Origin of the sequence: Prevotella sp. AM23-5, from assembly GCF_003473645.1 — a bacterium.
Taxonomy (GTDB): domain Bacteria; phylum Bacteroidota; class Bacteroidia; order Bacteroidales; family Bacteroidaceae; genus Prevotella; species Prevotella copri_A.
This window is the reverse complement of the sequence record NZ_QUCG01000009.1, coordinates 23885-35903: the sequence shown is the minus strand read 5'-3', so window position 1 is coordinate 35903 and position 12019 is coordinate 23885. Positions and strand designations below refer to the sequence as shown.

The following is a 12019-nucleotide window of genomic DNA, read 5'->3' as shown; positions in this document are numbered from 1 at the left end:
TTTATCAACTTTCGTGTTTATCGTACACTTAACATTTTAACAGTATTAATGGTACATTTTTGCACATAAAGCAATAAAGTATCATTATTTTGCGCCCTCCACCTACTTTGCTGCAAGGAAATTGCGCACAGGATTGGCATACATCGTTAAAATCTTCTCTTTCAGGAAGGCTTCATCCTTGTCAGGAAGTTCAATCTTTGCCAACTGTCCTGCGATATATTTCTCGAAGCGAGCCTTATCTTCCGGTGTATATTCTGAAGCATGAGCCTCGGTATTCTCCAAGAGATCGAGCGCCACATAATTGCCTGGATAGAGACGGTAGTGACTATGTATCTCGTGGTCGATATGGGCAGCAATGGTATTGAAGAGTTCCTGCTTCGGCATCTCAGGGTCGAGGGTATCCAGATACTCATCGATACATGGGGCTGCATGATAATGCACATGTCCCTTGTAACCGAAGATACCGGTCTGCATGCTTACGAGATCATCCATAGGTCCCTTCTTCCATCCTTCCACATCACGCTTCTGCTGATACTCCTTAGCCTTGAGGAAGTCGCAAGGATCGTACTCATAGCTGATAGACAGCGGAACGAGATGGAGCTGCTTCAATCGTTCGATAATACTACCTTCACCGCCCATCACCATCATCTGGAGGATGCTCTTCTGGGTACGGTCATCGCTATCCTTGGCTCTACCCTCTCGCTGGGCAATCCAGATATTCTCGTTCTTCTCCTTGATGGCGAAATGCATGTAATCGGAAAGACGTTTGCTTGACATCAGCATCTGGCGCATGCTCAGGGCACGCTCCACGATAAACGCCTTGTTGACACGTACCAGGTCCTTGACCCAAGGAAGAGACAGAAGGTTATCTCCGATAGCAATCTCGCAGGTGGTCTTGAAGCCATTGTCGATAAGCATTACATCGAGGATAGCTGAATCGAGCACGATATCACGATGATTACTGATGAAGGTATAGTTGCGGGTATTATCGATGGCTGCGCAATCCATCTCACAACCCGTTGCAGCCTTCTTCAGGATGCCTTGAACAAAATCGTAGGCGAAAGCCAACTGGAAGTCGAGATTGGTCTTGCAAGCCTTCAACTTCTGGGCAATCATCTCAAAAGGAACTTGTGGATAAAGATAAGCAAGTACTTGCTTGAACTGATCGTTTGAAAGCAAACGGTCGAACACCTCAGGAAGGTCTTCTGGCTCCCAAGGTCGAATGGCATCAAATTCTTGAGGGATCTTCATAATATATACCTTTTAATATATACCTTTTAATATATATGGCTCTGCGAGAAAGTCGCAGAACCATATATGTGATTTATAAATTCTAGAACTGATTCTCCACGATGTCGCTGAGCACGTCCTTGATGTCAAGGCCTGCAGCGCGCACCTGCTGAGGAATGAAGCTGGTAACGGTCATACCTGGAGTGGTATTGATCTCCAGCATGTTCACCTTGTCCTTACCGTCCTTATCCTTAGAGATGATATAGTCGATGCGGATGATACCATTGGCATGGAGGATATCGTAGATGCGGGATGTGGTCTTTGCCACCTCTTCTGCAGTCTCAGGAGAGAGACGGGCTGGAGTGATTTCCTGTACCTGACCATTGTACTTGGCATCATAATCGAAGAACTCATTGCTGGTTACCACCTCTGTAGCTGGCAAGACAACGGTCTTCTCGGCTGTCTTGTAGATGCCCTGAGAAATCTCAGTACCATCGAGGAACCCTTCAATCATCACCTCGTTGCTCTCCATGAAAGCTACACGGAGAGCTGGAGCCAACTGGTCAGCATTCTTCACCTTGCTCACACCGAAGCTACTACCGTCGGCAGCAGGCTTTACGAAACAAGGCATACCGATGCGCTCGGCAATCTCGTCCTCATCATACTGTTCGCCACGACGGAGCAAGATACTGTCAGCCACGTTCACACCGAAACCACGCAGGTAGTTGTTGAGCACATACTTGTCGAATGTCATAGCCTCTACCAGCACACCGCTTGTAGAATATGGCAAGTGGATGAGGTCGAAGTAGCCCTGCATCACACCATTCTCGCCAGGCTGTCCGTGGATAGTGATATAAGCATAATCGAAATAGATATGCTTGCCGTCTTTCACAAACGAGAAGTCGTTCTTGTCAATATCAATAGTCTCACCGTTATCTAAAGCCACGTGCCAGTCGGTGCCCTTTACATCGACGAGATAGATATGATAACGCTCCTTGTCGAAGAATGAGTACAAACCCTGACCTGAGCGCAAAGAAACATCGTGCTCAGAAGAATCACCACCACATACGATGGCTATCGTTCTCTTGCTATTTTCCATAATCTCTAAATATTTTTGAATGTATCTTTTGTGGTGCCTGCGATGAAGCCGCGCCACTTTTCTATTAATTGTCTAAAATCTTCCGGCCACTCGCTGTCGAAGTCCATCTGCTGCTTGGTAACAGGATGCACGAAGCCGAGGGTCTTGGCATGGAGAGCCTGACGTGGGCAGAGCTTGAAGCAATTCTGTATGAAAGCCTTGTAACCACTGCTGCGCTGACCTCTCAGGATCTCGGCACCACCATAGGTCTCATCCATGAAGAGCGGATGACCGATCTGCTTCATGTGGGCACGAATCTGATGGGTACGGCCCGTTTCCAGGATGCACTGTACCAAGGTGGTATAGCCGAAGCGCTCCAAAACCTTATAATGAGTAACCGCACTCTTGCCAATACCGCTATCCGGATCGAAGACCTTCATGCGGAGACGGTTCTTGGGATCACGACCGATATTGCCCTCGATGCGTCCCTCATCCTCCACGATGTTTCCCCATACCAGGGCGTTGTAGCTGCGATGGGTAGTCTTGTTGAAGAACTGCTTGCCCAATGCCGTCTTGGCAGTAGGAGTCTTGGCTACTACGAGCAATCCGCTGGTATCCTTGTCGATGCGATGGACCAGACCCACTTCCGGGTCATTGGCATCAAACTCCGGCATATCGCGCAGGTGCCAGGCCACAGCCTGAATCAGGGTGCCATGGAAGTTGCCGGCTCCCGGATGAACCACCATTCCTGCCTCTTTGTTAACCACCATCAACTGGTCGTCTTCATATACCACATTGATGTCGATTTCTTCCGGCTTGATGCTTGTTTCATGACGAGGGCGGTCGAGCATCAGCGTAACGATGTCGTTCGGGCGCACCTTGTAATTGCTCTTCACCGGTTTACCGTTTACATGAATAAATCCGGCATCAGCTGCCTGCTGAATGCGGTTGCGGCTCTGGTAAGCCATCTTATCAGCCAGATACTTGTCTATGCGGACAGGATCCTGGTTGGCATCCACCTGCACCTTCCAGTGCTCATAGAGGTCGTCGCCATCAAAACCGAAGTTATCCTCTACAGGAGCATATACCTTATTATATATATAATCTAAAAATATCATTCGTATTACTATTGAATTCTTCACTCATCGTTCTTCACTCTTCACTTCTCCTACTCCACCACCTCTTTCTGCTGGTGTTCGTGTGAGGTAGGTGCAGTTTCCGTAGATTCAGTTCCCGGAACCACCTCGAAGTTATCTTCGGTGCTTTCAGTACCATCACCTTCTCCCTCCATCACATCATCGTTTTCGTGATAGACAGGATCCACCATATCGAAGGAGTCGGTAGTGTCTCGCTGACCATTACCTACCTGAATGATGAGCACATCATCGATAGAAACCTTATCGCCAGCCACCACATGCCTGCCCTTAACGAGAATACCGTAAACCCAGTCTTCCTCGCCAGGTATGTATTCCGGTGAGCCCAGCTTGAATCCCATGGCGGTCAACTTAGCCATCGCCTCTCTCAGAGAACTGTTGTCGATGACATCAGGAATGGTGATGCGAGGAGAATGGTTGGAGTTAATCGTGACATAGATGATATGTCCCGACTTTACCACCTCTCCGAACACCGGCGTCTGCTCCAGGATACAGTCGGCAGGGAGCGAACGGACATATCCGGTATCCGAAACCACTATTTCCAATCCGGCATCATCGAGGATGCGGGTGGCATCATTGATATTCTTGTATCTGATATCCGGCACACGGATGGCCTCACCATGATGGGTGTAGATATCGATGCCGAACTTGACACCGACGCAGAGCAAAACCAGCACCAGGAACATGGCGCCCAGGTTGCCCCAGAGATACTTACTCTTAAACTTATTTATAAACTCAGATGAAGTCATTCTTTCTTTTTTGGTGCAAAGATAGGAATAATCGAAGACAATACAAAATAAAACGCCAAGTTTTTGCGTTTCATCACAATATAAAAAGTCATAAAAACACAAAAAGCAGCAAAGAATCTCTCCTTGCTGCTTTTAATGTCATCGTCGATAGACGAATTTCCCTATCGGAAATTACTTTCCGTGGTGCTCGTCAGAAACAGTTAACTTCTTGCGGCCATGAGCACGGCGAGAAGCCAATACGCGACGACCATTCTTTGTTGCCATACGCTCACGGAAACCATGCTTGTTCACGCGACGACGATTGTGAGGCTGAAATGTTCTTTTCATTTTTCTTATTTATTTTTTAATTAATATTCTTCACAAAAGAGCAAAATAAGCCCTTTTTGGGCTGCAAAATTACGCATAATTTCTCAAATAACCAAGAAAACTACCAAATTTAGCTTAAATATTTATGTTTTTTTCGATTTTCCCTTTGTTTTTTCATCATTTTGCCGTAACTTTGCACCCGATTACGAGAATAATAATAACATTCAAGATAAAACAAGAAATGATTAATTCACAGGAAATTAAGATTGGAACTTGCATCCGTATGGATGGCAAAGTATGGGTTTGCATCGACTTTCAGCACAGAAAGCCAGGTAAAGGTAACACCGTAATGAACACTAAGTTGAAGAATGTTGCTGACGGCCGCGTGCTGGAGCGTACATTCCAGGTTGGTTTCAAATTGGAGGATGTTCGCGTTGAGCGTCGCCCTTATCAGTACCTCTACGAGGACGCTACTGGTTGCATCTTCATGAACCAGGAGACTTTCGAGCAGGTGCCTATCGCTAAGGAGAACGTTACCGGTGGTCAGTACATGAAGGAGGGTGACGTAGTTGAGGTTGTTACTGATACTACAGACGGTACTATCCTCTTGGCTGAAATGCCAGCAAAGACTACCCTGAAGATTACCCACTCTGAGCCAGGTGTAAAGGGTAACACTGCTACCAACGCTACCAAGCCAGCAACTCTCGAGACTGGTGCTGAGGTTCGTGTTCCTCTGTTCGTTAACGAGGGCGAGACCATCCAGGTTGATACTCGTGACGGTAGCTACCTCGGTCGTGTAAGCGAGTAATCCGTCTTTCAACAAGAAGATTACGCTCTTATCGAGCAAACTTAACCCTTAATAGTAAGAAGAATGAAATATTCCATCATAGTACCAGTATTCAACCGTCCTGACGAAGTGGACGAACTGTTAGAGAGCCTTACCCATCAGACGGAGAAGGACTTCGAGGTTGTCATCGTAGAGGATGGCTCACAGACTCCCTGCAAGGAAGTGTGCAAGCGATACGAAAACCTGATGGATATACATTATTACTATAAGGAGAACTCTGGTCCGGGTCAGAGTCGCAACTATGGTGCCGAGCGTGCCAAGGGCGAGTATCTGCTGATACTCGACAGCGACGTGGTCTTGCCAGAGGGCTATCTGAAAGCTGTAAGTGATGAGTTGAGCCGCGAACCTGCCGATGCATTCGGCGGTCCCGACAAGGCACACTCATCATTTACAGATACTCAGAAAGCCATTTCTTATTCCATGACTTCTTTCTTCACCACCGGTGGTATCCGTGGCGGAAAAAAGAAGATGGATAAGTTCTACCCTCGTTCATTCAACATGGGCATCCGCAGGGACGTTTATCTCAAGTTGAATGGCTTTTCCAACATGCGTTTTGGTGAGGACATCGATTTCTCCATCCGTATCTTCAAGGCAGGTTGCCGTTGCCGTCTGTTCCCTGAAGCATGGGTATGGCATAAGCGCCGCACCGACTTCCGCAAATTCTGGCGACAAGTATATAACAGCGGCATCGCCCGCATCAACCTCTACAAGAAATATCCCGAGAGCCTCAAGCTCGTACATCTCCTGCCGATGGTCTTCACCGTGGGCGTGACAGGTACGCTCCTTCTGCTCTTCTTCGGATTCCTGCCGTATATGCTGGGCACCGTCCACGTATTCCCAACCCTGGGCAATGCGATGGCAGCATTGGGCTGCATCGGCCTACTTGGCATCATTCTCTATATCATTGCGCTGTTCATCGACAGCAGCAGGGAGAATCACAGTGTGAAGATTGGCGTGCTGAGCATACGTGCCGCCTTCACCCAGCTGATGGGTTACGGCTGCGGATTCCTTTCAGCCTGGTGGAAGAGATGCCTGCTCGGACAGAGCGAATTCAGCGCATACAACAAGACATTCTATAAATAATTCACTATGAGTGAGAAGCTTTCTATTTCGCAATGGGCAGAGGAAGACAAACCTCGTGAAAAACTGGAGCGACTAGGAGCATCAGCACTATCCAATGCCGAACTACTAGCCATATTAATAGGTTCCGGCTCTCAAGACGAGAGCGCAGTAGATTTGATGAAACACATCATGAAAGACTGCGACAACAATCTCAATACTCTCGGCAAGATGACTATCAAGGAACTTACCCACTACAAAGGTATGGGCCCCGCGAAAGCGATTACCGTGCTTGCAGCCTGTGAGCTGGGTAAGCGTCGTGCCCTTGACAAGATAGGCTATCGCCCGGATTTGGGTTCTTCTCTCGCCATCTACAACTATATGCTCCCCAAGATGCAGGATCTCAATACCGAAGAAGCATGGGTATTGATGATGAACCAGAATTTCAAACTCATCAAGGCTTCCTGTATCTCGCACGGAGGCATTACGGAAACAGCCGTGGATATCCGACTGCTCATCAAGGAAGCCGTACTCAACAACGCCACCATCATCGCCTTCTGTCACAACCATCCGAGCAACAGTCCGCTCCCCAGCAAGGCAGACGACCAGCTTACCCTTCAGATTCAGAAAGCCTGCGAAATCATGCGCATCTTCTTCATGGACCATGTCATCATCACCGATGGAGCCTTTTATTCCTATCACGATAAAGGCAAATTATAGACTTTTTCCGGTATTATTAAGCAGGCACGAAGAAAAAAGTGTCTTTTCTTTTTGTATTGTCCCCATTTTGCAGTATCTTTGTAGGCAAAAACAAAGATTATTATGACACAAGAAGAAAAAACAAAGATAGAAGAAAAGATCGTAGATGTACTCAAGACCGTTTACGACCCTGAAATACCTGTGAATATCTGGGATCTGGGTATGATTTACAAGATAGACGTAAAAGACGATGCTACCGTAGATCTTGACATGACCTTTACTGCCCCATCCTGCCCTGCAGCCGACTTCATCCTTGAGGATGTGCGCACCAAGGTGGATAGCGTAGAGGGTGTCAAGTCTGCCAATGTAAACCTCGTATTCGAACCAGCCTGGGATCAGAGTATGATGAGCGAGGAAGCTCGTGTAGAACTCGGTTTCGAATAGACAAAACCGTTGAATTATTCACTCTTCATTCTTCACTCTTCACTTAAAAAGAATCGCTTATGAAAAATGTATATTTCCTCTCTGATGCGCATCTCGGCTCGTGGGCAATTCCACACGGCAGAATGCAGGAACGCAGACTCGTACGTTTCCTCGACAGCATCAAGCACAAGGCTGCAGCCATCTATCTGCTGGGCGATATGTTTGATTTCTGGAACGAGTATAGATATGTGGTACCGAAAGGCTACACCCGATTCCTGGGTAAGCTCTCGGAGTTGACGGATATGGGAGTGGAAGTACATTTCTTCACCGGCAACCACGACTTATGGACATACGGCTACCTGGAAGAAGAGTGCGGACTGATCGTTCACCATAAACCACAGACCGTGGAAATTTACGACAAGGTGTTCTTCCTTGCCCATGGTGACGGCCTGGGTGACCCGGACAAGAAGTTCAAGTTTCTGAAGGCTATGTTCCACAACCGCACCTGCCAACGTCTGCTGAATGCCATACATCCTCGCTGGGGATTGTCGTTGGGACTGAACTGGGCGAAGCATAGCCGCCTGAAACGTGCCGATGGCAAGGAGGAGCCTTATATGGGCGAAAAGAAGGAATTCCTGGTACGCTTTGCCAAACAGTATATGCAAAGTCACAAGGATATAGATTACTTCATGTTCGGACACCGCCACATAGAGCTAGACCTGATGCTGAGCAAGAAGACCCGCCTGATGATCCTGGGCGACTGGATATGGCAGTTCACCTATGCCGTATTCGATGGCGAACACATGTTTATGGAAGAATATGTGGAAGGCGAAAGCCAACCATAACAATCAATAAGCTACAAGAATAAAGGGCAGCCCGATTTGGACTGCCCTTTATTCTTATCACACGAATCTTATAGTTCTATTGTAATCTTGTTTTATTCCTATCGCTGGATTCTTCCTCCCGAAGAAGTCATATTGCTGATGATTTCTTCTTCAGATACCAGATTCTGATCGCCCGGAATCGTATTCTTGATGGCACTGGCCGAGAGAGAGAAATCCAGGCAATACTGGTTCTCATCGCCCCACTTCTGGTGAGCGTGGATATAGGCTGCAATGAAGGCATCGCCTACACCCATCGGATCAACGATAGGCTGTATGTCGTAGATTCTCGTTGTATAGAGCTGATCCTCTACTGCATCATAGAGCAGACCACTCAAGGTATGATGGCTGCTGGCTATCTGGTTTCTTACAGCCATCACCATCTTCTTGCACTTAGGGAAGAGACGGTGCATCTTGCGGAAATACGACAGATAAGCCTCCCAGTCTATTACATAGTTTTCATCCAAAGCCTCGAAAGGAATATGAGGCACTCCACTGGCTATCTCCCACTCATTCTGATCACCGAAGATGATGTCGCTATACTGCATCATCTGGAAGAGCACATCGTGAGGTTCCAGACCGTATCCCCAGAGATTCTTGCGATAGTTGATATCGCAGGCGATGGTCAGCCCATCAGCAACCGCCAGCTTGATGGCATCCATGGTTGATTCCATCGCATCACGGCTGATGGCGCAGGTAATACCTGAGCAATGGAATACGGCAGCATCTGCCAGTACCTGATTCCATTTCACCATACCACGCTTCAAGGAATAGAAAGAAGAGTTCTTGCGGTCATAGACTACACGGGAGTTGCGCATCGCCACAGCTTCCTCGAAGTAATAGGTACCAAGACGGTCACCACCACGCACCACATGAGAAACATTCAAACCAAACTCCCTGAGATGCATCAGCGCAGCTTCACCCATCTCGCCGTATGGCAATCGGGTTACATACTCCACGTTATCGCCCAAATGAGCCAGAGAGATGGCTGCATTTGCCTCGCTGCCACCATAGTTGCCGAACATACGGTGACCTTGGAATAACCGTTGATAACCAGGCTTAGATATTCTAAGCAATATTTCTCCGAAAGTTACAATCTTTGTTTTCATAATTCTCAAAATTTAAGTGATGCTTCCATCCTCATCAGGCAGGAGCCTCATCATGTAATAATGATAAGAAAGAAATAAATAAGGTGAAGACCATCCATTGCTGTCTTTAGTCTTCACCTTATATTATATAGTATTGTGTGGAATTACTTCTTGGAAACCAATTCCATTGTATCGCGAGCGATAACAATCTCCTCATCGGTAGGAACTACAACTACCTTCACCTTGCTGTCATCGGTAGAGATGATAGCTTCCTCACCACGAACCTTGTCGTTAACCTCCTTATTGATCTTGATGCCAAGATACTCCAGGTTCTTGCAAGCTTCCTCACGGAGATCGGTCTGGTTCTCACCAACACCAGCTGTGAATACGATAGCGTCAACGCCACCCATAGCTGCTGTGTAAGCACCGATGTACTTCTTGATGCGGTACTCGTACATGCGGAGAGCCAGCTGAGCCTTCTCGTTACCCTCGTTGGCAGCGTTCTCGATGTCGCGCATATCAGAAGAAATACCAGTGATACCGAGCACACCACTCTTCTTGTTCAGGAAGTCAGCCATCTCCTGTGGCTTCATGTTCAACTTATCCATCAGATAAGTAACAGCAGAAGCATCGATGTCACCACAACGTGAACCCATCATCAAACCAGCCAATGGAGTCAAGCCCATTGAAGTATCCAATACCTTACCATTCAATACAGCAGCTACAGAGCCACCGTTACCGATGTGGCAAGTGATGATCTTAGAGTTGTTCTGGTCGAGACCGAGAATCTCGCAAACACGCTTAGAAACATAGCGGTGAGATGTTCCGTGGAAACCATAACGGCGTACGTGATACTTCTCGTACAACTCGTAAGGAATTGCATAGAGATAAGCATAGTCTGGCATTGTGCTGTGGAATGCGTTGTCGAATACGCAAACCTGAGGAGTGCCAGGCATCAATGAATCTACGGCACGGATACCCTTCAGGTGACCTGCGTTGTGAACAGGAGCGAGGTCGCAAAGTTCCTCGATACCATCCTCTACGCTCTGGTCAACGATGACACTCTCCTTGAACTTGTCACCACCCTGCACTACGCGGTGACCTACAGCGTCGATTTCCTTCAAGTCCTTGATGGCGCCGATTTCTGGGTCGAGCAGGCACTTGAACACGAAGTTCACACCTTCCTTGTGGTCAGGCATGTCGTGCATGATCTGCTTCTTCTCGCCATTAGGCAATTTAACCTTGATGAAAGCGTTATCAAGACCGATACGCTCTACACCACCCTGTGCCAATACAGACTCATCGTCCATATTATATAACTTGTACTTGATAGATGAACTACCACAGTTCAGAACCAATACTTTCATAATGTTTAGTTTGTAATGTTATAAATAAAGTTAGTTGATTAAGCCTTCTTTGCATCCTGTGCCTGGCAAGCTGTGATAGCTACCATATAGTAGATGTCATCTACAGAGCAACCACGAGAAAGGTCGTTAACAGGACGAGCGATACCCTGGAGGATAGGACCGATAGCGATGGCACCACCCAGGCGCTGAACGAGCTTGTAGCCAATGTTACCAACCTCGAGGTTTGGAACTACCAATACGTTAGCCTTACCAGCTACCTCAGAATTTGGAGCCTTCTTGGCAGCTACCTCAGGAACGAGGGCAGCATCAGCCTGAAGCTCACCGTCGAGATGAAGCTCTGGGAACTTCTCCTTAGCGATAGCCACAGCATCCTTTACCTTGTCGATGATATAAACGCTCTTGCCTGTCTCCTTGTTGATAGCATCCTTGGCACTACCCATTGTTGAGAAGCTCAGCATGGCAATCTGAGGATCAGCAATACCAGCTACTGACTGAGCTGTATGAGCTGTTGTATAGGCAATCTGAGCAAGCTGGTCTGCTGTAGGGTTTGGAGTTACAGCAACGTCACCCATTACCACTACGCCATCCTGACCATACTGCTTCTGGTCTGAGATGAGCAACATAGCACCACTTACACAAGTGATACCTGGAGTACACTTGATAATCTGGAGAGCTGGACGAAGAGTATCGCCAGTTGTGCTCAATGCACCAGAAATCTGACCATCAGCACCCTCTGTCTTGATAATCATGCAACCGAGGTAGAGGTTATTCTTAGTTACGAGTTCACGAGCCTGCTCTATGGTCATGCCCTTCTTCTTGCGAAGTTCAGCGAGCTTCTCAGCATACTCCTCAGTCTTAGGGTTGTTTTGTGGATCAACGATAGTAGCCTTGTCGATGTTGTTAAGACCCCACTGTGCAGCGAGATTCTTAATGTTGGCAGGGTTACCGATGAGGATGATGTCTGCGAGATCATCAGCCAGAACTTTATCGGCTGCTTTCAATGTACGCTCCTCTTCTGCTTCAGGGAGCACGATGCGCTGCTTGTCAGCTTTAGCGCGAGCTACGATTTGCTGTAATAAATCCATTTTATTTCTTTATTTATATAATTTTGTTATCTTCGATAGTAGATTTGTCAATC

At 47.3% G+C, this 12019-nt stretch carries 13 protein-coding genes; 5 read left to right on the top strand and 8 right to left on the bottom strand.

Features of this window, described 5'->3' with window-relative positions; genetic code table 11:
• Positions 1–102: 102 nt before the first annotated feature.
• The 5 genes from DW657_RS03735 to rpmH all read right to left on the bottom strand — a co-directional run bounded on the left by DW657_RS03735 (position 103) and on the right by rpmH (position 4538).
• Positions 103–1251 (bottom strand): 1-acyl-sn-glycerol-3-phosphate acyltransferase, encoded by a 1149-nt coding sequence (locus DW657_RS03735; protein WP_118311453.1) that lies wholly within the window; start codon positions 1249–1251, stop codon positions 103–105.
• Positions 1252–1333: 82 nt separating this feature from the next.
• Entirely contained in the window at positions 1334–2329 is a 996-nt protein-coding gene (locus DW657_RS03730) for a D-alanine--D-alanine ligase (protein ID WP_089544477.1), read from the bottom strand.
• A 5-nt stretch (positions 2330–2334) separates the two neighbouring features.
• A complete protein-coding gene (locus tag DW657_RS03725) occupies positions 2335–3426 on the bottom strand; it encodes an RluA family pseudouridine synthase (protein ID WP_118311452.1) in 1092 nt (363 codons plus the stop codon).
• 50 nt (positions 3427–3476) lie between these two features.
• Positions 3477–4211: a PASTA domain-containing protein gene (locus DW657_RS03720; RefSeq protein ID WP_118311451.1), complete on the bottom strand. Its 735-nt coding sequence runs from the start codon at positions 4209–4211 to the stop codon at positions 3477–3479.
• A 171-nt stretch (positions 4212–4382) separates the two neighbouring features.
• The gene (gene rpmH / locus DW657_RS03715) at positions 4383–4538 is read right to left on the bottom strand and encodes a 50S ribosomal protein L34 (RefSeq protein ID WP_004351099.1); all 156 of its coding nucleotides are present in this window, start codon (positions 4536–4538) and stop codon (positions 4383–4385) included.
• Between the two features lie 220 nt (positions 4539–4758).
• Here rpmH and efp point away from each other — a divergent pair, with 220 nt between their 5' ends.
• From efp to DW657_RS03690, 5 genes are all read left to right on the top strand, one after another.
• Entirely contained in the window at positions 4759–5325 is a 567-nt protein-coding gene (gene efp, locus DW657_RS03710) for an elongation factor P (protein ID WP_089544480.1), read from the top strand.
• A gap of 63 nt (positions 5326–5388) precedes the next feature.
• The gene (locus DW657_RS03705; RefSeq protein WP_118311450.1) at positions 5389–6447 is read left to right on the top strand and encodes a glycosyltransferase family 2 protein; all 1059 of its coding nucleotides are present in this window, start codon (positions 5389–5391) and stop codon (positions 6445–6447) included.
• Between the two features lie 6 nt (positions 6448–6453).
• Complete coding sequence (radC, locus tag DW657_RS03700; RefSeq protein WP_117662170.1) at positions 6454–7143, top strand: DNA repair protein RadC; 690 nt, start codon at positions 6454–6456, stop codon at positions 7141–7143.
• 102 nt (positions 7144–7245) lie between these two features.
• Positions 7246–7566, top strand: coding sequence for a metal-sulfur cluster assembly factor (locus DW657_RS03695; protein WP_089544483.1), 321 nt, complete (start codon positions 7246–7248; stop codon positions 7564–7566).
• A 59-nt stretch (positions 7567–7625) separates the two neighbouring features.
• A complete protein-coding gene (locus DW657_RS03690) occupies positions 7626–8390 on the top strand; it encodes a UDP-2,3-diacylglucosamine diphosphatase (RefSeq protein WP_117662169.1) in 765 nt (254 codons plus the stop codon).
• 98 nt (positions 8391–8488) lie between these two features.
• Here the strand turns inward: DW657_RS03690 and DW657_RS03685 are convergent, their stop codons facing one another.
• The 3 genes from DW657_RS03685 to pta all read right to left on the bottom strand — a co-directional run bounded on the left by DW657_RS03685 (position 8489) and on the right by pta (position 11966).
• Entirely contained in the window at positions 8489–9535 is a 1047-nt protein-coding gene (locus DW657_RS03685; protein ID WP_117662168.1) for a sugar kinase, read from the bottom strand.
• A 143-nt stretch (positions 9536–9678) separates the two neighbouring features.
• Positions 9679–10881 carry an acetate kinase gene (locus DW657_RS03680; protein ID WP_118311449.1) on the bottom strand — a complete coding sequence of 401 codons (1203 nt, stop codon included), beginning with the start codon at positions 10879–10881 and terminating at the stop codon, positions 9679–9681.
• A 38-nt stretch (positions 10882–10919) separates the two neighbouring features.
• The gene (gene pta / locus DW657_RS03675) at positions 10920–11966 is read right to left on the bottom strand and encodes a phosphate acetyltransferase (protein ID WP_118311448.1); all 1047 of its coding nucleotides are present in this window, start codon (positions 11964–11966) and stop codon (positions 10920–10922) included.
• Between the last annotated feature and the right edge of the window lie 53 nt (positions 11967–12019).

Coding starts and splice junctions, on each gene's coding strand:
- DW657_RS03705 (WP_118311450.1), top strand. CDS start 5,389: ATGAAATATTCCATCATAGTACCAGTATTCAACCGTCCTGACGAAGTG.
- DW657_RS03690 (WP_117662169.1), top strand. CDS start 7,626: ATGAAAAATGTATATTTCCTCTCTGATGCGCATCTCGGCTCGTGGGCA.
- DW657_RS03695 (WP_089544483.1), top strand. CDS start 7,246: ATGACACAAGAAGAAAAAACAAAGATAGAAGAAAAGATCGTAGATGTA.
- rpmH (WP_004351099.1), bottom strand. CDS start 4,538: ATGAAAAGAACATTTCAGCCTCACAATCGTCGTCGCGTGAACAAGCAT.
- DW657_RS03730 (WP_089544477.1), bottom strand. CDS start 2,329: ATGGAAAATAGCAAGAGAACGATAGCCATCGTATGTGGTGGTGATTCT.
- DW657_RS03725 (WP_118311452.1), bottom strand. CDS start 3,426: ATGATATTTTTAGATTATATATATAATAAGGTATATGCTCCTGTAGAG.
- efp (WP_089544480.1), top strand. CDS start 4,759: ATGATTAATTCACAGGAAATTAAGATTGGAACTTGCATCCGTATGGAT.
- pta (WP_118311448.1), bottom strand. CDS start 11,966: ATGGATTTATTACAGCAAATCGTAGCTCGCGCTAAAGCTGACAAGCAG.
- DW657_RS03685 (WP_117662168.1), bottom strand. CDS start 9,535: ATGAAAACAAAGATTGTAACTTTCGGAGAAATATTGCTTAGAATATCT.
- radC (WP_117662170.1), top strand. CDS start 6,454: ATGAGTGAGAAGCTTTCTATTTCGCAATGGGCAGAGGAAGACAAACCT.
- DW657_RS03735 (WP_118311453.1), bottom strand. CDS start 1,251: ATGAAGATCCCTCAAGAATTTGATGCCATTCGACCTTGGGAGCCAGAA.
- DW657_RS03680 (WP_118311449.1), bottom strand. CDS start 10,881: ATGAAAGTATTGGTTCTGAACTGTGGTAGTTCATCTATCAAGTACAAG.
- DW657_RS03720 (WP_118311451.1), bottom strand. CDS start 4,211: ATGACTTCATCTGAGTTTATAAATAAGTTTAAGAGTAAGTATCTCTGG.